Source organism: Duganella callida (genome assembly GCF_004614165.1).
Taxonomy (GTDB): domain Bacteria; phylum Pseudomonadota; class Gammaproteobacteria; order Burkholderiales; family Burkholderiaceae_D; genus Rugamonas; species Rugamonas callida.
Genome location: NZ_SPVG01000264.1, coordinates 1 through 19713 on the forward strand (window position 1 = coordinate 1; position 19713 = coordinate 19713).

Sequence of the window (19713 nt, forward strand, 5' to 3'; positions counted from 1 at the left end):
GCGCTGGACCGGACAATATCTGTATCAACTGCCGTGGTACATGCTGGTGGGCGCGCCGGGCAGCGGCAAGACCACCACGCTGCTGCACTCCGGCCTGAAATTCCCGCTGGCCGACGCGTTGGGGCCGGGCGCCATCGGCGGCGTCGGCGGCACCCGCAACTGCGACTGGTGGTTCACCGACGAGGCGGTGCTGCTGGACACGGCGGGCCGCTACACCACCCAGGACAGCCACCAGGAGGTTGACCAGGCCGGCTGGAACGGCTTCCTGGCGCTGCTGAAAAAGCACCGGCCGCGCCGCGCCATCAACGGCGCCGTGGTCACTGTCAGCGTGGCCGATCTCTTGCAGCAGGGCGCGGCCGGACGGCTGGCGCAGGCGCAGGCGATCCGCGCACGCCTGCAGGAACTGCACACCAGCCTGGGGACCGGATTCCCGATTTATGTCACCGTCACCAAGTGCGACCTGCTGGCCGGCTTCATGGAATTCTTCGACAATCTGGGCCGCGAGGAACGCGCGCAGGTGTGGGGCATGACCTTCCCGGTGCCGGCCGACGGCCAGCCGGCGGCGGCGCTGGCCAGCTTCCCCGCGCGCTTCCAGGAGCTCGAGCGTCAGCTGCAGGTGCGCGTGCTGGAACGCGTGCAGCAGGAGCGCGATTTGCAGCGACGCGCGCTGGTCTACCGTTTCCCGCAGCAGTTTGCCGCCATCGGCGAGGTGCTCGGCAGCTTTCTTAATGAAGTGTTCCAGGCCACGCGCTTTGAAGAAGCGGCGCTGCTGCGCGGCGTGTACTTCACCAGCGGCACGCAGGAGGGCAGCCCGATCGACCGCGTGATGGCATCGCTGGCTTCGACCTTTGGGCTGGACCGCAAGGCGCTGGCACCGAATGCCGCCAGTGGCCGCAGCTACTTCATCACCCGCCTGCTGCGCGAACTGATGTTCAAGGAGGCCTGGCTGGGCGGCAGCGACGGCCGCTACGAACAGCGCCGTCAGCGTTTGCGCTGGCTGGCGGGCGGCCTGGCCGCCGTGCTGTTCGTAGCGGTCGGCGCCGGCCTGCTGACCAGCTATGTGCGCAACCGGCATTACGTCGATGAGGTGACGGTGCGCAGCGCCGAGCTGGAAAAGCTGGCGCGCGCGGCGCCGCTGGAAGGCAGCGTCACCGGCGTGTTGCCGCTGCTGAACGCGGCACGTGAGTTGCCGGGCGGTTATGCCCAGCGCGACGCCGGCGTGCCGCTGCTGAACCGTTTCGGCCTGAATCAGGCCGACAAGCTGGGCGCCGGGGCGCAGACCACCTATCGTCGCCTGCTGCGCGGCACGCTGCTGCCGCGCATCGCCAATCGGCTGGAGGATGTGCTGCGCCGCGGCGACGCCAATAACCAGGAGCTGTTGTACGAAACCCTGCGTGTGTATCTGATGCTGGGGCAGCCCAGCCATCTCGATGCGGAATCGGTGCAGGCCTGGCTGAGCTTCGACTGGCGCCGCAATCTGCCGGACGCCAGTCCGGAACAGCGCGACCAGCTGGCAATGCACGTCGCCGCGCTGTTCGACGGCGCCGACGATAGTGCCGAGCCGCCCGCGCTGGATACCGGCCTGATCGCCCAGACCCGCCTGACGCTGGCGATGATGCCGCTGCCGCAGCGCGTCTACAATCGTCTCAAGCGCCAGGTGGCGCAGGCCAGACTGCCGGAATTCAGCGTCAACCGCGCCGCCGGCCGCGATGTCTCGCTGCTGCTGGCACGCCAGAGCGGCGAGCCGCTGACACGCGGCATCCCCGGTGTCTACAGCGTGGCCGGCTACCGTGAAATGCTCAAGCAGCTGCCGCAGGCGATGATCGACATCGCCCAGGACAGCTGGGTGCTGGACCGCCGCGAGGCCGAAGGCGCGGTGGCCGCCACCACCAGCGAGCAAATGCGCGCCGCCGTGCTGCAGTTGTACTACGCCGATTACATCAAGCAATGGGATGCATTGCTGGCCGACGTGCGCATCGCACCGTTCTCCAGTCTGGATCAGGGCGCGCGCATCACCAACGCGCTGGCCGGCGCCGACTCGCCGCTGCGCGCCTTCATGCAGGCTGCGGCGAAGGAAACCACGCTGGAAAACGCCGGCCGCAAGCCGGCTGCCGCCGCGCTGGACGACGCCGTGCGCAGCAAGCTGGCGGCCGCGCGCCAGAAGCTGGAATCGGCGCTGGGAGCGGACGACGCCCCACCGGCCGACACCAGGGCGCTCAACCCGGTGGATCAGCATTTCGAGCCGCTGCATAAGCTGGTGGCCGCGCCGGCAGGCGGCGCGGGTCCGGCGCCGCTGGAAGCCTTGCTGGCCATGCTGAAGGACGCGTCGCAATATTTCGACGCCGCCGAAAGCGCGCGCCGCGCCGGCACGCCGCCGCCACCCGCCGAGGTGATGCAGCGCCTGAAACGCGAAGCGGACGACAAACCCGCGCCACTGGGCGGCATGCTGAAAAATATCGACAACGCCGGTGCCGGACTGACGCTGGGCAGCGAGAAGGCACGTCTGCAGGCGTTGTGGAACGCCGCCGCCGGACCGTTCTGCCAGGACGCCATCGCCGGCCGCTATCCGCTGGTGCGCAGCGCCGGCAAGGAAGTCACTCCGGACGATTTCGGCAAATTCTTCGCGCCCGGCGGTCTGGTGGACGATTTCTTCACCCGTCATCTGGCGGCGCAGGTCGATATGGGCGGCCCGCAGTGGAGATGGCGCGATACCACTGGCGGAGGCCAGGGTGTGTCGCAAGATGTGCTGAACCAGTTCCAGCGCGCCGCCCGCGTGCGTGACACCTTCTTTGCCGCCGGCGGCCGCCAGCCGTCGCTGCGCTTCGAGCTGACGCCGCTGGGCGCCGATCCGGCGCTGAGCAAGGTCAGTTTCGACATCGATGGCCAGCTGGTGCCCTATGCGGCCGGCGCGGCCGGTCGTCCGGTGGCGATCTCTCTGCCGAGCGGCAAGGGCGGCGGGCAAATCCGCCTGGAAGCGACGCCCGCATTGAAGAACGACGTGCGCAGCGAGGGGCCGTGGGGCTGGTTCCGCATGCTGGACAAGGGCACGCTGGAACCCAGCGCACAGGGTGAACGTTACAAGCTGAGCTACGATCTGGATGGCCGCAAGGTCGAGTATCAGCTGACCGCGAGCAGCGTGATCAACCCGTTCCGGCGCGAGCCGCTGGAACAGTTCCGCTGCCCGGCCGGATGGTGAGCATGGATGCGTCCGGAGTGGATCCGCGCGCCGGCTTCTTCGGCAAGGTCACCAGCCATGGCGATTTTGTCAGCCGGCGGCTGGGAGCGGATTTTTTGCGCGTGTGGGACGCCTGGCTGCAGGAGGGGCTGCAGCAAAGCCGGACGGTACTGGGACCGCGCTGGTTGAACACGTATCTGAGCAGCCCCATCTGGCGTTTTGCGCTGTCGTCGGACGTCTGCGGCGAACATGGCTGGGCGGGATTGATGATGCCCAGCGTGGACCGGGTCGGCCGGCATTTTCCGCTGGTGCTGGCGCGGGCGTTGCCGGCGCCGGCATCGCCGCTCGATTGCGCGCAAAAGCATGACGACTGGTATGCGCAACTGGAAGCGCTGGCCTTGTGGTCGCTGGAGGAGGGCTTTTCGCTGGAGCAGTTCGACGCCACGCTGAGCTCGGTGCCGACGCCGCACGCCGACGCCGCGCCCGGCGGGGCGGTGATGCTGCTCGACGAATCGCAGCCGCTGGGGCCGCAGCTGGCGAATGCCGGCAGTTCGGGTTTGTTGCGCCACATCGCCGGCGCGGCGCTGGCGGGTCAGTGCCTGTGGTGGACGGATGGTTCGCCGCAGATCGCGCCATGCATGCTGTTGAGCCGCGGCCTGCCGCCGGCATCGGCCTTTGCCGCGCTGCTGGACGGCGACTGGCATGGTCACGGCTGGCCTGCGGCTTGACGGTGTGGTTACGCATGGACGGGCCGTCGCGCAGGCGGTGCTGCACGCGGAGCTGAGGTTCCATCGATTCCCGCGTGCGCGGGCGTGACCCGCGACTCAGGCGTACTGGGTCAGCAGCACGGTGATGTTGTCGCGGCCGCCGTAGTCCTTGGCCAGCGCGATCAGGCGCGCGCAGGCGTTTTCCAGCGTGGACGCATCGGTGCCGGCCAGCGCCTGCTCCATCTCGCCATGCGGCACCGCGCCGTACAAGCCATCGCTGCACAGCATCAGCAGCGTGCCCGGCGGCACCGGCAGCGAACGCACTTCCGGCATGATCGCCGGCGACGGCCCCACGGCCTGCGCCAGCAGATTGCGCGCCGGCAGGTGCTCGAACATGCCGGCGTCCAGCGCCTGCTGATACAAGGTCTGGTCGCGTGTCAGCTGCTCCAGACGGCCGTCGCGCCGGCGGTACAGGCGGCTGTCGCCGACGTTGAACAGCACCAGCGCCGCATGGCCCGGCGGATGCCAGAAACCGCACAGCGTGGTGCCCATGCCGCCGCCGTCCGGGCTGCCGCGCTGCAGGTTGAGTTGATACAGATGCTGGTTGGCCGCGTCCAGCGCGTTGTAGATCAGGCCGACCGCGCGCATCGACGGATCGGACCAGGTGGCGTCGGCATCGTCGCTGTCTTCGCGCGGCAGCTCGGCGCCGTGCGCGCGCAGATAATCGCGCACCGCCGTCAATGCGCCGGCACTGGCGACTTCGCCGGACTGGTGGCCGCCCATGCCGTCGGCAACCATGGCCAGACCCAGGTCGGCGTCGATCAGGAAATTGTCTTCATTGCCGGTCCGGACCAGGCCGACATCGGTCAGGCCCAGCGCAACGGCGGCGGGCAGGTGGTAGAGGTGGCTGGCGGAGAGCGGCATCCAGGCGTTCATGGATCAGATAGCACCGTGTTCAGTGAGAAAGCGCGTGCGGTCAGGCAGCGACTCGATATGTTCGGACACCAGCCGCAGGAATTCGTTCCGGTCGCTGGTCTGGCGCGCGGCGCGCTTGGTCACCACCTTGGCGATGGGGCCGATCAGCGCGGTCAGCGTGCGCGTGGTGGCGTCGACATAGGCTTCGTCGAAGGCGACCGGGGTACGGATGGCCGAGCGTCCGTCGGCGCCGATCACGGCGGTGCCGGTCGCGCCGCCGCCCAGCGTGGTGCGCGCGCTGGCGATGCCGGCGCCGGTGCCGGTGGCCAGCAGCTTTTTCTTCACCAGCGCCACACCTTGCTGGAATTCCTGGCGGCCCTTTTCAGACGGGATGTGCTGCAACAGCAGTTCGCCGACCTCGTCCAGGCCCTCGGCCTTGCTCAGCGCTTTCTTCAGCAGCAACCGGGCCAGCGGGCCGATCTGGCGCGACAGCATGGTTTCCAGTTCCGGAGCGGCTTCGCGCTTCCAGGGCGTCATGGTCTCGATGGCGCTGCTGCCCACGCTGCCGGTCGGCGGACCGGGCGGCGCCGCGGTGTAGGGCTGCAGGCCGGCAGCCAGCACGGTGCGGTCGTCATCATCGGCCGGCGTGGCCGGGTCCTGGCCGACGCGGTGGAGGGCGTCCAGGAAGGCGCGCGCCGACGGATAGCGGTCGGCCGGCGACTTGGCCAGTGCGCGCTGGATCACCGCATCGTAGCCGGGGTCCAGCGACGGCACCAGGCTGGAGGGTGGCGGCGGCGTATCGTTGAGGATCTGCTGCATTACCACCGACGGCGAGCCGGTGAACGGTCGCACGCCGGTCAGCAGTTGATACAGCACGATGGCGGACGAGAACACATCGGCGCGGCCGTCCGCCGTCTCGCCGCGGAACTGTTCCGGCGACATGTAGCTGGGCGTGCCGATCATCGAGCCGGTCTGCGTGAGCGTCGAGGATTCGATGCGGGCGATGCCGAAATCGCTGACCTTGACCTGGGCGCCGGCCGTAATCAGCAGGTTGGCCGGCTTGATGTCGCGGTGGACCACGCCGCGCGCGTGGGCGTAGTCGAGCGCCAGCAGCAGGTCGCCCATCCAGGCCCTGATGCGGGCCGGATCGGTGGGCTGGTCCGGCACCATCAGCGTATTCAGGCCAACGCCTTCCACGTATTCCATGGCGATGTAGGCGGTCTCGCTGTCCTCGCCGTAATCGTAGACGCTGACGATGTTGGCATGCTGCAGACGTCCGGCCGCCATGGCTTCGTTCTTGAAGCGGTGGATCAGGTCGGCCTGCTGGGCATCGCTGAACATTTCCTTGCGCACCGTCTTGAGCGCCACCACGCGCTCGATGTGCGGATCGAACGCCAGGTAGACCACGCCCATGGCGCCCTTGCCGAGCACGCGGTCGATACGGTATTTGCCCAGTTGTTCCAGCATCGTCATTCTTCCAGCATCTTCATCGCGCTGGCCAGGCTGGTGCGCATGCGGCTGAACGAGCGGGCCAGCACCGACAATTCATCGTTACCCTTGACGTCGAGCTCCTCGGCGCTGAATTCGCCCATGCTGACCTGGTCGGCCAGCTGCGACATGGCCTTGATGCGGCGCGTGACGAACAAATGCACCATGACGTTCAGCGCGATGAACAGGAACACGAAGATGCCCAGCATCGACAGCATATAGGTGCGCAACATCACGGCGGCGCGCTGCAGCGGCACTTCCAGCGGCACCGACACAACCTGTGCGCCGATGATCTCCATGTGTTTCCAGCCGAAGCCGTTGTTGCGGCCATAGATGTCGAGCATGGTCTTGGGTGCGGCGTCCGGCACGCTGTGGCAGGCCAGGCAGGCGGCATTGGTGATCTGCAGCGGGCGTGCCAGGTACAGCGCCGGACCGGTCGAGGTGCTGCGTTCGCCGACCAGTTCCTTCAGCGCCGGCTTGGCGCGCAGGGTGTTGATCAGGTCCGCTTCCCAGTCGGCGGCGCGGTCGCGCAGGTTGGTCGGATTCAGCGCCGCTTCCTTGTAGCTGAAGTCGGGATAGGATTTAAGCAGCTGATTCAGGTGCTCGGTGGCGGCATAGGAGGGCACCGACTGCGGCAGGAATTCATACTTGAGGCGGGTCTGCAGCAGCGGCACGATCTGGCCGGTGGTGTAGCTGCGCGCGGCCAGCGCCGATTGCATCAGCACGCGCGCGTTCTGCAAGGTCTCGTCGCGGGCGTTCTGCTGCAGCAGATAGTTGGTGACCACGGTGGCGGCGGCAAAGCCGATGCCGAAGATGGCCAGGAACACGATATTGAACTTGGCGGCGAGCGACAGTCTCATGGGAAGACGATGTTGGAGTTGACGGGAGCCTTGGGCGCATCCTTCTTCGGCGGCGGCGGCGGATAAAAACGGTTGTGCAGCAATTGGCGCAGCGCCGGCGCATCGCTCAGCCAGGGCGCCGCTTCCTCAAAGGTGGCCGGGCCTTCCTTCCTGATTGGCGGCTCGGCGCCCTTGAATGGCACTGACACCAGGATGTCGGCAAAGCCCGGCGGCAGTCCGGCGATGAAGTCCTTGGGCGGGCGCGGCAGGGCTTTGAGCGGTGCCGCCGCGGTGACGATGGCATATTGCTCGCGCGCGACCTTGATCTGGCGAGCCGGCTTGCCCGTTGCGGTTTCGGTCACGGCCGGCTCGCCATCCTCGACGAACAGCTCGGTCTTGCCGCTTTCGCTGTGCAGGATAATGGAGCCGCTGGCCAGCGTCAGCCTGAGCGGTCCGCTGACGATGGCCGGACCGGGCGATTTACCGGCCTGAACCTTGAGCCAGCCTTGCAGCAGGCGCAGTTCCGGCACGCCGCCCAGCTTCAGGTGGATCACGGTGGCCGGGCCCACGGCGGCGATGGTGGCGCCGATGCCTTCGATCTGCGCGCCGCTGCCGCGGGTTTCGAGGATGTCGCCATTTTGCGGGCGGGCGCCGCGCGGCAGGGTGAAAAAGCTGGTGTCGCGCAGCGCGCGCAGCGGCTGTTCGGCAAAGGTGATCGTGGCCACCTCGGCGGCCCGCGCGGGCAGGACTGCCTGCAAGGCCGCTGCAAACAGCAGGTACGAGAGGCGTTCCATTTCCGCTGACCCTTGATCGAGGTTTCTAATTGTTAATGATTGTACATCAGTTGGGCTGGTTTTTGTCTTCTATCATCCAGCGCGATGAACGGTAATCGAGGGTGATCACGCTGTCCATCAAATCGTGCAAGCCGAGCAGACCGACGATCTGTTGCGGAATGCTGAAGCCGGGAAGCTGGCAGTAGGATACGCGGAAGCTGTCCAGCCTGCGGCTGGCGCCGACCGTCAGCGGGCCTGGGCGGGTGGTCTCGAAACAGCTGATCTGCCGGCCCCAACTGCTGACCTTGTATTCGCTGACCTGCGGTCCGGCAGCGAGCGGCAACTCCACCAGTTGCGCCCAGGCGGCGGTCGTCAGCGGACTGATGCTGAAACTGGCTGCGCCGGTATCGAGCAGCGCCTGGCCGGCCGCGCCGGAGGGCAGGGTGAGGTTGACCAGCAGATGACCGCCTTCGCCGAACCAGCGCGCGTAGGTCAGTGGTTGTGCCCGCGATTGGTCGGCCAGCAATGCGGCGGCTTCGAACCGGTAGCGGGCGTGCGGCAGGTCCAGCACCAGGCTGCCGTGTTCGAAAAACGCGTTGCCCACCGAGGCGATGCCGCTGCAGTCGCCAGCGCGGATGCGGTCCAGGTGGGCGCGGTCGCCCTGGACCTGCTTCACCACGCCCGCGACGTCGAGCCGCACCGGTTGGCCTGGTTCGCCGCTCTGGCCGTGCCACAGAAATGCCTGATTCATGCCGGTGTCCAGCTGCACGGTGCAGGGGCGACCATCGAATTGCGCCGGGAGGAACAAGCCGGCCTTTTCCGGGGAGCGGCCGGGCGCGATCTGCGCATATTCCCAGTGAAAACTGCGCCAGCCGGGTTCCTCCTGCGCCTGAACTGATACGCCCATCATCAACAACAGCGGCAAAGCCAGACGCATTGCATGCCTCCCGGTGGTATGGAGGGCCTATCGTAGGACGTCTTTAATTTTGTGGCAACTTTTTTCGGCATGCTGCTTGCGGAGTTGCGGTCAGAGCATTGCTTATGGCCTGGCTGGCGCCGGCTGCTGCGGTTGGGTCTGCTGTGCGTAAATAAGGTCAAACCGCGCGCGTTTGCGGTTTAAGATCGGTCAACCAAGCTAACGCGGCGACCAGATGAAGCGGACGCCGTCGCTGCCGTCCGGAAGCGGACCGGGGCTGTCGGCCACCAGCGCGCCAGACTGCGGATGCACGCGCAGATAGAAATTGGTCTGCAGCGACAGCAGCAACAGCTCGCCGGTGGGCGTTTCCATCCACTGGAACGTCTGCGGCAGGCCGGGACGTACACGCTGCAGCGTGGCGCTGCCGTCGGCGCCGACGGTGAGGTAATTGACATCCGACTGCAATGCGACCCGACCCAGACCCATGTCCTGCACCGTAAAGTTGAGCGGCAAGGTGGCGGCGCGGCCGCTGGCGGGTTTCAGCTGGACCGGCTGCGCATACGGAATCGCGCGCATCAGGCCGTGCGGCAGCGGCTGATAGATGTCGATGCTGCCGAAATCCGCCGCACCGCCGGTGTGCTGGCCGGTGTTGTAGTTGAACAGGCCATAGCGTACGCCCTGAAAGGTCACCAGCTGGAAGATCATGGTGAATTCATCGCCGATGGGTTTGAAGTTGGCGCCATCGAGCGAGTAGCTGAAGCGCGCCCTCTCGTTCAGGAAATCGCACTCGGCGCGCAGCCACACGCGGGTGCCGTGCAGGGGCACCCGCGTGGTCTGGTTGCGGGCCTGGTCGAACAGGGCGATCGACAGCTTGCTGTTCTTGCGCTCCACGCCCAGCGTCGCGTAGGGCAGGTTGAGTAGGGCCAGGCCGGCGACGTCGTCGTCCAGCAGGCCGCCGGCCTCCAGCATCACCGTCGGCGACGACACCGGCCCGATGGCGCGCTGGGTCAGCGTGTTACGCGCCTCCCAAAATGACGTCGCCGGCAGGGAGCGCAGGCGCAGGAAGCCGGGCCGCTCGGTCAGCGACCACTTGTCATCGACCGGCACGTGGTTCCATTGCCATATCGGCTTGAGCGTCGGCTCGGCAAATTCGTCGCTGCGGCTGAAGGGCGTCTTGATCTGCTGCGGCTCCGCCACGCGCGGTTTGACCCAGGTGCGTGGATTGCGCGTCAGGTTGCCCGGCAGGCCGAAATACGGCCAGCCATCCTGCCAGGTCACGGGCGCAAGGCTGAGCAGACGGCCGACCGAGTTATAGTCCATCATCGAGAAGCCCCACCATTCACCCATCTCGGTCAGCACGATGCCACCCTGGTGCATGGCGGTCGTGTCGCGCGCGGCCGGGTTCGGCGGCGTCACCTCGAACGGATACTGTTTGTTCTTCAGCCGGTAGCCGCCCACCATGCCAAAGCCTTCGTCCTTGCTGATCGCCTGGTTGACTTCATACGGCCCGTAGACGAAGTTGGCGCGCGCCGCCGGCATGCGGAATCCGCCGGCGTAATTGGCACTGAGGATGAAATAGCGGCCGCCGATCTTGTAGAAGTGCGCGCCTTCGCCCATGCCGTCGGATTTGGAGAACAGGACCTTCTCGGTATCGGGGACGATGTCCAGCAGATCGTCGGTCAGCTGCGCGATGTGCATGTCCTGATGGCCCCACACCGCATACGCCTTGCCGTCGTCGTCGAACAGCACCGACAGATCGTGCAGGCTGCGCTTCATCTCCCAGTGCGCCCACGGGCCGCGCGGATTGATGGCGGAATAAATCTGCGTCGCGCGTCCGTTCACGTTGGTGAAGATGTAGAACACGCCGTTGCGGTAGCGCAGGCTGGGCGCCCAGATGCCCTGTCCGTAGATGTTCCTGCCGTCTTCCAGGCGGTAGGCCGGGCCGAAATCCAGCTTGTCGGCGGCGTAGCTGAGAAATTCCCAGTTGACCAGATCCTTGGAGCGCAGCACCGGCAGGCCAGGCATGGCGTGCATGGTAGTGCCGGTAAGGTAAAACCATTCGCCGACACGGATGATGTCCGGATCGGAGAACTCGTCATAAAACAGCGGATTGGTGAAGGTGCCGTTGCCGTTGTCGGGTGTCCAGGTGCGGGTCGAGAGACCGGATTCGGGCCGCTGCTCCCTCTGCGCGCAGGCGGGCTGCATCATCAGGATGGCGACAAGCGCGAAACTGGCGGCTATTTTCATGCGGTCTCCCGTGTTGGTCTTCCCCGTTATTTGCCGGACAATTGTACCGTGGCCTCCTTCGATGGCCCGCTCGTGCGACAGGGGGCCAGCTTTTATCGTCAAAATCGGCACGCAGCAGCGGGGCATCGATGGCCGGCTCCCGCGCCGGCGCCAAGGCAGCGGCAAGTGTTCGACATGTCCAAGTTATCATTTATGATAGCGCAATCATTCGGCCAGTGTAGGCAGTGGCGGGGGGGCTTGTCAATCGCATGCTGCGGAGCGATAACCATCCTGCCGCTTTGTCAGTTAGAATGATTACGCTATCAATATCATGGAAGAAAAAATGACCGTCCATCGACCGCCAGCCGCTCCCAGCGCGGTTACCTTGATCGATGTCGCCAAGGCGGCCGGCGTTTCGCCGATCACCGTGTCGCGCGCGCTGAACGAGCCGCAACTGGTGAGGCCGGCCACGCTGGCCAAGGTGCAGGAGGCGGTCAAGCGCACCGGCTACGTGAAGAACATGCTGGCCGGCGGGCTGGCGTCCAGCCGCAGCAAGTTGGTGGCCATGGTGCTGCCGACCATTTCGACCCAGACCTTCGCCGACATGGTGCAGGGCGCCACCGACCGGCTGACGGCCGCGGGTTATCAGCTGCTGCTCGGTATCGTCGGCTACGAGATGTGGCGTGAAGAGATCCTGGTGGAGACGGTGCTGAGTCGCCGTCCCGATGGCGTCATACTAACGGGATCGCTGCACACCGACAGCACGCGCCAACGGCTGCAGCAGCTGGGCATACCGGTGGTGGAGACCTGGGATACGACCTCGCATCCGATCGACATGTCGATCGGCTTCTCGCACGAGGAAGTAGGCCATGCCTGCGCCGCGCATCTGCTGGAACGCGGCTATCGCCGCTTCGGTATGCTGACCGCCAACGATCCGCGCGCGGGCCAGCGCACGCAGGGCTTCCAGGTCACGCTGGCCAAGCAAGGCGTGAGCGTGATCGCCTCGCACCAGATACAGGCGCCGGGCGCCTTGCCGCAGGGGCGCATGGGTGCGGTCAAGCTGCTGGACGCGCATCCGGAGCTGGACTGCATCTTCTGCAGCTCGGACACGCTGGCGCATGGCGTGCTGATTGAAGCGCAAAGCCGCGGCCTGCGTGTGCCGCGGGATCTGGCCATCATGGGCTTTGGTGACCTGAATTTTTCCGGCTGCACCGAGCCGCCGCTGTCGACCGTGCGGGTGGACGGCGCGCGCATCGGGGCGATGTCGGCGCAGGCATTGCTGGATCGCCTGAACGGCAGTGAAGAAGCGCCGGCCGAGCGCGTGATCAACACCGGTTTTGAACTGATCCAGCGCGGCAGCACTTAGAGCTCCGCCAGACGGCCGCGCAGGTCGGCGGCGCGTTCCTTCAACGCCGCCAGCGTGCCGTCGTCCATCTTGCGCAACTGCTGATAGATCACGCCCAGCCGCTGGTTGCCGGCGAGCTTGTCGCGGTGACGGTCGTAAAAATCCCAATACAGCGCGTTATAGGGGCAGGCGCGCTCGCCGGTCCTGGCCTTTTTATCGTAATGACAGCCCTTGCAGTAATCGCTCATGCGGTCGATATAGGCGGCGCTGGAGACATATGGCTTGGTGGCCAGCAGGCCGCCGTCGGCGAACTGGCTCATGCCCAGGGTGTTGGGCAGTTCGACCCATTCGAAGGCGTCGATATAAATGCCCAGATACCAGCGGTGCAGCTCCTGCGGCGACAGGCCGGCCAACAATGCGAAGTTCCCGATCACCATCAGGCGGTTGATATGGTGGCTGTGCGCGTGTTCCAGCGACTGGCCGATGGCGGTGGCCAGGCAGCGCATGCGCGTTTTGCCATCCCAGAACCACCAGGGCAGCGGCGCGGTGTGGCCGAAGGCGTTCAGCTGGTCATAGCCCGGCATGCGGTGCCAGTACACCCCGCGCACGTACTCGCGCCAGCCGAGAATCTGGCGGATATAACCTTCGGCGGCCGGCAGCGGCGCGGCGCCGTCGCGCCACGCGGCTTGCACCCGTTCGACCACGGTGCGCGGCGACAGCATCTTGACGTTCATCGCGAACGACAGCAGCGAGTGGAACAGGCGCCAGGCCTTGACGCTCATCGCGTCCTGAAAACGGCCGAAGTGAGGCAAGGCGTGTTCGATGAAGGCATCCAGCTGCTGTAAAGCTTCTTCGGTGTTGAGCGGCCAGGCGAAATTGGCGGCGTTGGGCTCGCCGAAGCTGCGCGCGCCCGAAGCCTGTATGGTGGCCCACAACGCGCTGTGATCGTGTCGGCCGCGCAGGTCGGCCGGCTCCCACGGCATGCCGGGCCAGGATTCGCGGTTGTCGTGGTCGAAGTTCCATTGGCCGCCAGCGGGTTTGCCGGTGTCGGACATCAGCACGCCATGGCGGGTGCGCATGCGGCGATAAAAGTGCTCCATCAACCAGTGGTCGCGCCCCGCGAAGATGCCTGCTGCTTCATCGCGCGCGGTGTAGAAGTGCTCGGTGTCGACCATTGCCGACGGCATGGACAGGCCGGCGGCGTAGTCGGCCAGTTGGCGGTCGAGCCGCCATTCGTCCGGCGCCTGCCAGGCGAATTCGGTGGCCTGATAGCGCGTCAGCAGGGCGGTCAGGTTGTCCGGGATGGAGTGCCGGTTATAGCGGGAGTCGATGCGGACGTAATGGATGCGGTGGCCGTCCGCATGCAGGCGTCGCGCGAAGTCGCGCATGGCGGCGAAAATGGCGATGATTTTTTGTGCATGATGCAGCACATAGTCCGTCTCCTGACGGACTTCCATCATGACGAATACCACGTCCTCCCGCGGTTCGGCGAACCAGCTGTGCTGCGGGTTGAGCTGGTCGCCTAGGATGAGTTTGAGCTTCACTTTGTTGTCTGGCCATGCCGGGCGTTTATCCTAGCACGAAGCGGACAACTCAGAAGTCCGTGGTCGCCGTCAGCGCAAAGGTGCGCGGCGCGCCCAGTACCAGGTAGCCGGCGCCCTGCGAACCACCGGCCGAGGCCCAGTAACTCTTGTCGATGACGTTGTCGATACGCGCGCGCAACGCCACGTTATGGGTATCGACTTTGAACTCGTAACGCGCGCTCAGGTCCAGGCGGTTCCACGCCGGCAGTGTCTGCGTGTTGGCGGCATTGACCGCCTGCGACGAGGTGTGCAGCGCGCGCGCCGAGACGGCCACACCGCGTACACCCGGCACATCCCAGTCCACGCCGACGTTCATCTGCGAGTGCGGCACGCCGATGACGTCCTTGCCGTCGGTGAGGCCGCCGGCGGTGCGCGCCTGCGCCGCATCGAGGAAGGTGGCGCCGCCCAGCACGCGCAGGCCGCGCAGCGGTTCGCCGTAGGCCGTCAATTCCAGGCCGCGGTTGCGTTGTTCGCCGTCGATGCCGAACACTTTGGTGGCCGGATTCAGCACGCCCATGGGCTGGCTGGTGGTGAACAGGGCGGCGGTGGCGCCGTAACGGCCGCCATCGAATTTGACGCCGGCTTCCTTCTGCACCGGTTTATAAGGATCGAACACCTGGCCGACGTTGACGGCGGTGGAACCGGCCACTGCGCCTTGCTGCAGGCTCTCCACGCGATTGGCGTACAGCGACACCTGCGGCGCCAGTTTGTAGACGATGGCGGCGATCGGCGTATTGGCCGTTTCGCTGTAGTAGGCGCTCTGCTTGCCGGTGTTATAGGCATAGCCGACCTGCTTGATCTTCTGATGGCGCACGCCCAGCGTCAGCAGCAGGGTATCGTTGAGGAAGCCCATGCTGTCTGCCACGGCGGCGCTGACCAGCGTGACATTGTTGGTCGTGCGCGGAGCGGCCATGCTGTTGCCGAAGGTGGTCAGTGGCGGCAGGATCAGCGCGGCCGGGTTGTACAGCGTGGTGTTCTGGTAGGCCGAGGTGGCGTAGGCATTGCGCGAATCGAGATTGAAGCCGTTGCTGGTGACGGCGATCTTGTGGTTCACGGGACCGGTGCGCAGGGCCGCGCGCACGCCCACTTCGGCGGTCTTCACGTGGTCTTCGCGCGCATTGTCGAAACGGCGTATCTGTCCGGCGCCGCTGGCGCTGTTCAGGTTCAGGGTGCTGGCAAGGCGGTTCTGCTCATTGCCCTGACGGCCGCCGAGCGCGGCCCAGGCCACGACGTCTTTGGCGATATCCCATTCACCACGCACGGTGCCGAAGACATCGCGCTCGCTCGAATAATCCCATGGCTGGCCGAAGTTGGCGGCGCTGTCCGGCGCCGCCGGCACGGCCAGTCCCACGCCGACATTCACGGCCGGGCGCGACTCGGCCATTTTGCTGTTCTGCCAGCCCAGGTCCGCCGACAGACGGAAGCCTCGGCCGCGATAGTCGGCGCCCACCGCGCCCAGTCGCACTTCGCGGTCCTCGTCTTCGACGCCAGTGTCGCCCTTGCGTTGGGCGAGGTTGAAACGCAAGCCGTAGCGGTTTTCGTCGCCGAAGCGGCGCGCGACGTCGGCAGCGAGATACGTCTGTTTGCCCGTCTGCAGGCCGGCCGAGACTTCGGTCAGATCGCTGTTCGGCGCGCGCTTCGGCAGCAGGTTGATGGCGCCGCCGATACTGCCGCCGCCCGGGGTGGCGCCGTTGAGAAAGGTGTTCGCGCCGCGGAAGACTTCCACCCGCTCCAGCAGTTCGGCCGCGATGTATTGGCGCGACAGCACGCCATTCAGGCCGTTGTAGGCCAGGTCGTCGGAATTGACCGGGAAGCCGCGGATCACATACAGCTCCTGGTAGTTGCCGAAGCCGCGCGCGACGCGCACGCCGGGATCGCTCTGCAACACGTCGGCCACGCTCTTGGCCTGCTGGTCCTGAATGAATTGCCGGGTGTAGCTGGTGCTGTTGAACGGCGTGTCCATCAGGTCCATGGTGCCCAGCAGGCCGACGCGGCCGCCCCTGGCGACCTGGCCGCCGCCGTAGGTTTTCGACAGGCCGGCCGCCGAGGCGTCGGCGCTGGCGCTGACCACCACAGTCTGGACCGGATCATCGGCGGTTTGGGCGAGAGCGGGGAGGACGGTCAGCGTGGACAGCACGCAGGCGGCGAGAAACTTGAGACGCATGATGAATCTAATAAATGAGAATGATTTGCATTATCATTCTTTTCCATGTGGCTTGCAAGCCTGACTGCCTCCACTATTTGGCCAGTGGCGCCGCCACGCCCTGCACGCCGACCAGCCCGAGCACCGTCAGCAGCACGTTCTGTGGCCCGGTATGCGCATGACGCGCCGACCACCATTCCAGCTTCTCCGAGTGGTAGCCGCCGGAACTGCCGCCGCCGGACATGGTGATGGCCGGGATGCCCAGGCTCATGGGCAGGTTGGCATCGGTGGAGTGGGCGCTGTCCAGCAACGCCGGGCGGCCCTGCACGGTGGCCGCCGCCATTGCAGTCCTGACGATCACCGAGTCTCTCGCCATCTGTCCGGCCGGACGGTCGCCGATCAGCGTGACGTCGGCGCTGATGACCTTATTGTCCTTGGCGGCCCAGCGGTCGTTGGTCTCGTCCACGCCGCGCTGGATCGCCTCCTTGATCTGCTGTTCCACTTTTGCCAGCAGCGGCGCGTCAGCCGAGCGGATATCGATCAGCATTGTCGCCTCGGCCGAGATGCTGTTGACCGATTGGCCGCCTTGCACCACGCCGACGTTGAAGGTCACTTTCGGCTCGGCCGGCACCTGCAGCTCGTCGATGTGGGCAATCACGCGCCCGGCGGCGTGGATGGCGGACGGGATGCCGAAGCCTTCGTAACTATGGCCGCCCGCGCCACGCAGCGTCACCTTGTAGCGGCGGCTGCCGGTACCGATATGCGTCACCGGGTCGCCGTCCGTGCCCAGCGCCGGCTCCAGGCCGACGAAGGCCTTGATATCCTTGCGCTGGCTGAACAGATACTTTACGCCTTTCAGATCGCCCAGCCCTTCCTCGCCGACGTTGGCTACCACCAGCAGGTCGCCTTCGGTCTTCACTTTTGCCTCGCGCAGCGCGTGGACGATGGTCAGCATGGCGGCCAGCGAGCGGCCATTGTCGGCGATGCCGGGCGCGTAGATGCGGTCGTCCTTTTCGCGCACTGCCAGGCTGGTGGCGGCCGGGTAGACCGTGTCCAGATGCGCCGCCAGCACCACCAGCGGGCCTTTGCCGCTGCCTTTATACGTGCCCAGCACATTGCCCGCTTGGTCGAGATGGACGTCGGTCAGGCCGGCCGCTTTCAGGCGCGCGGCGTAATCGCGGGCGCGTTCCGCCTCGGCGAAGGTCGGCGCGGGGATGGCGTTAATCGCCAGCATATTCGCCTGCGTGGTGTGCTCGTTCTTTTCGATATAGGCCAACGCCTGCCGGACGGCGGGGGCGGCGGCGATCTTCGCCAAGCTTTGTTCCTGTGCATGCGCGCTCAGGGCGCAGGCCATGGTGAGGCTGGTCAGCAGTCGTTTCAAGGTCGCTCCATTGATTAAGGCAGGGTGGCGATCAATGCCAGCAGCGCATCCACGTCGACCGGCTTGACGAAGTAATGGTCGAAGCCTGCCGCCGTCGCCAGTTCGCGGTCTTCGCGCCGGCCGTAGCCGGTCACCGCCACCAGCGTGGCGTGCGCCGTGTGCGGCAGGGCGCGCAGGCCGCGCGCCAGATCGTAGCCACTGATGTCGGGCAGGCCGATGTCGAGCAGGCACAGTTCCGGCGAGCTGGCCTGCGCCGTTTCCAGCGCGGCCAGCGCGGTGTGCGCCACGCTGACATGATGGCCGCCGGCCTCCAGCAGCAGTTGCAGGGTTTGTGCCGCGTCGATATTGTCGTCCACCACCAGCACCTTCATCTTGCGCGCCGGCTTCACCGGACTGCTCGGTTGCTCGATCGCCGGCGTGTGGCTGGTGGCGGGGAGGGTGATGGTAAAGGTGCTGCCCTTGTTTTCACCCTCGCTTTCAACGCCGACCGTGCCGCCATGCAGTTCCACCAGCGATTTGACCAGCGCCAGGCCCAGTCCCAGCCCGCCCTGTGAGCGGGCCGAATTGCGGTCGGCCTGGGCGAACAGTTCGAATACGTGGCCGCGCAGTTCCGGCGACAGGCCGATGCCGTTGTCGCTGACGCTGATGTGGACATGGCCGCCATCGGTCGTCACCGCCAGCCGGATCGCACCGCCCGCCGGCGTGTACTTGGCGGCGTTGTTGAGCACATTCACCAGCACCTGCACCAGGCGTTTGTGATCGCCCGTGACCACCAGCGGTTCCGGCGGCAGCACCACCTCAAAGCTGTGCTGGCGCGACTTGATCAACGGTTCCGCCTGTTCCACCGCGTCGGCCACGATTTTGCCGACGTTGAGCGGTGCGCGCGTCAGCGTCACCAGGCCGCGCGTTACGCGCGAGACGTCGAGCAGGTCGTCCACCAGCCGGGTCATGTGATGGACCTGGCGCACGATGATGGAGGCGGTGCGCTGCACGGCCGCCTCGCTGGCATGGCCGCTCTGCAGCAGTTGGGCGCCGGCGCTGATCGGCGCCAGCGGATTGCGCAGCTCGTGCGCCAGCATGGCCAGGAATTCGTCCTTGCGGCGGTCGGCGTCGCGCAGCTGGCTCTCGGCCTTCAGGTGTTGCAGCTCCTTTTCCTGCAGCGATTCGGCCATGGCGTCCAGCGCGCGCGCCAGTTCGCTGATCTCTTCCTTGCCGTAATTGATGCCGCTGCGCGCGTCCAGCGAGCCGGAGGCGATGCTGTTGGCGGTAATCGCCAGCTGCTTGACGCGGCGCAGCACCAGCACGTCGCCGACGAACCAGGCGGCCAGCAAGGCGAGGCCGATCGTCGCGCCGAGCGCCAGCAGGTCGAGCAGCTGGTCGTGGCGCGCACTGGCCGTGATGTCGTCCACCGGGATGCCGATGGTGACGGTGTAGTCGGTCAGGCCATTGTTGCCGACGCGGGCGAAGCGGTGCAGCCGCTCGACGCCATCGGGCCCGGTCAGCACCACCGGCTTGCCCGCCTCGGCCGCCATGGCGGTGCGCATCTCGGGCGAGATCTGCTTGCCGAACCACTGTTCCGGATTCGGCTTGCGTGAGATGATCTTGCCCTCGGAATCGGCGGTCAGCAGCAGCGAGCCGGGCGACAGCCTGATGTCGGCGACGAAGCGATCGAGCTTGGTCAGGTCCAGCGCGGCGAACACCACTGCCTTGACGTTCTGGCCTTCGTCCAGCACCGGATAGGTGAGGTTCACGGTGTGCTTCTGGATCACGCGGCCGAACACATAGCCGCCGGCGACGAAACGGCGCAGGTGCACGGCGCGGCGGAAGTGCGGACGGTCGGCAAGGTTGACGATGTTCTGCGCTTTCACGGCGTTGCAGGTGACGTTGCCGTTCAGCTGGATCAGGCCCAGATTGGCGTAGTCGGGATTCTGCCGCTGGATGTTGGCCAGCAGGGCGTTGCAGTCCTCCTGATCGCCCAGCAGATCGGGAATGCTGGACAGATCGCGCAGGATCTGGCGCGCGCTTTCGATCGATTGCGCCTCGTTGGCTGCGGCCAGGTTGGTCAGACGCTGCAGGTTTTCTTCGGCCACCCGCACCGCGTGCGCACGTTCGCGGGCGCCGTTCACGAAAGTCATGACGGCGATCGGCGCGATGGCCAGCAGGACCAGCAGGATCAGGCGGCTGCGCAGGGTGTTGAGCTGGATGAGCAGAAAAGCCATGTT

The 19713-nt window shown here is 66.2% G+C and carries 13 protein-coding genes; 3 read left to right on the top strand and 10 right to left on the bottom strand.

Annotated features, from left to right (window positions below; all coding sequences use genetic code 11):
• Positions 1-3196: type VI secretion system membrane subunit TssM (tssM, locus tag E4L98_RS27465; protein ID WP_135204717.1), on the top strand; the 3196-nt coding region annotated here is incomplete at its 5' end.
• Positions 3197-3198: 2 nt separating this feature from the next.
• Positions 3199-3903 (top strand): type VI secretion system-associated protein TagF, encoded by a 705-nt coding sequence (gene tagF / locus E4L98_RS27470; RefSeq protein WP_135204718.1) that lies wholly within the window; start codon positions 3199-3201, stop codon positions 3901-3903.
• 96 nt (positions 3904-3999) lie between these two features.
• Here the strand turns inward: tagF and E4L98_RS27475 are convergent, their stop codons facing one another.
• The 6 genes from E4L98_RS27475 to E4L98_RS27500 all read right to left on the bottom strand — a co-directional run bounded on the left by E4L98_RS27475 (position 4000) and on the right by E4L98_RS27500 (position 11060).
• Positions 4000-4806 (bottom strand): PP2C family protein-serine/threonine phosphatase, encoded by an 807-nt coding sequence (locus tag E4L98_RS27475; RefSeq protein WP_135204719.1) that lies wholly within the window; start codon positions 4804-4806, stop codon positions 4000-4002.
• Between the two features lie 15 nt (positions 4807-4821).
• On the bottom strand, positions 4822-6264 hold the full coding sequence (locus tag E4L98_RS27480) for a serine/threonine-protein kinase (RefSeq protein WP_135204720.1): 1443 nt from the start codon (positions 6262-6264) through the stop codon (positions 4822-4824).
• A 2-nt stretch (positions 6265-6266) separates the two neighbouring features.
• Positions 6267-7145 carry a Tll0287-like domain-containing protein gene (locus E4L98_RS27485; protein WP_135204721.1) on the bottom strand — a complete coding sequence of 293 codons (879 nt, stop codon included), beginning with the start codon at positions 7143-7145 and terminating at the stop codon, positions 6267-6269.
• The gene (locus E4L98_RS27490; RefSeq protein ID WP_135204722.1) at positions 7142-7918 is read right to left on the bottom strand and encodes a hypothetical protein; all 777 of its coding nucleotides are present in this window, start codon (positions 7916-7918) and stop codon (positions 7142-7144) included. Before E4L98_RS27490 ends, E4L98_RS27485 begins: the two co-directional genes overlap by 4 nt.
• A gap of 46 nt (positions 7919-7964) precedes the next feature.
• On the bottom strand, positions 7965-8834 hold the full coding sequence (locus E4L98_RS27495; protein WP_135204723.1) for a hypothetical protein: 870 nt from the start codon (positions 8832-8834) through the stop codon (positions 7965-7967).
• Between the two features lie 198 nt (positions 8835-9032).
• A complete protein-coding gene (locus E4L98_RS27500) occupies positions 9033-11060 on the bottom strand; it encodes a glycoside hydrolase family 43 protein (protein ID WP_135204724.1) in 2028 nt (675 codons plus the stop codon).
• Between the two features lie 322 nt (positions 11061-11382).
• Here E4L98_RS27500 and E4L98_RS27505 point away from each other — a divergent pair, with 322 nt between their 5' ends.
• The gene (locus tag E4L98_RS27505; RefSeq protein WP_135204725.1) at positions 11383-12405 is read left to right on the top strand and encodes a LacI family DNA-binding transcriptional regulator; all 1023 of its coding nucleotides are present in this window, start codon (positions 11383-11385) and stop codon (positions 12403-12405) included.
• Here E4L98_RS27505 and E4L98_RS27510 read toward each other — a convergent pair.
• The 4 genes from E4L98_RS27510 to E4L98_RS27525 all read right to left on the bottom strand — a co-directional run bounded on the left by E4L98_RS27510 (position 12402) and on the right by E4L98_RS27525 (position 19710).
• Complete coding sequence (locus E4L98_RS27510) at positions 12402-13928, bottom strand: cryptochrome/photolyase family protein (protein WP_135204726.1); 1527 nt, start codon at positions 13926-13928, stop codon at positions 12402-12404. The two genes, E4L98_RS27505 and E4L98_RS27510, sit on opposite strands and share 4 nt — an antisense overlap.
• A gap of 49 nt (positions 13929-13977) precedes the next feature.
• Positions 13978-16131 carry a TonB-dependent receptor gene (locus tag E4L98_RS27515; protein ID WP_135204727.1) on the bottom strand — a complete coding sequence of 718 codons (2154 nt, stop codon included), beginning with the start codon at positions 16129-16131 and terminating at the stop codon, positions 13978-13980.
• Positions 16132-16204: 73 nt separating this feature from the next.
• The gene (locus tag E4L98_RS27520) at positions 16205-17491 is read right to left on the bottom strand and encodes a M20/M25/M40 family metallo-hydrolase (protein ID WP_229257604.1); all 1287 of its coding nucleotides are present in this window, start codon (positions 17489-17491) and stop codon (positions 16205-16207) included.
• A gap of 14 nt (positions 17492-17505) precedes the next feature.
• Positions 17506-19710 carry a hybrid sensor histidine kinase/response regulator gene (locus E4L98_RS27525; protein WP_135204728.1) on the bottom strand — a complete coding sequence of 735 codons (2205 nt, stop codon included), beginning with the start codon at positions 19708-19710 and terminating at the stop codon, positions 17506-17508.
• Positions 19711-19713: the final 3 nt, after the last annotated feature.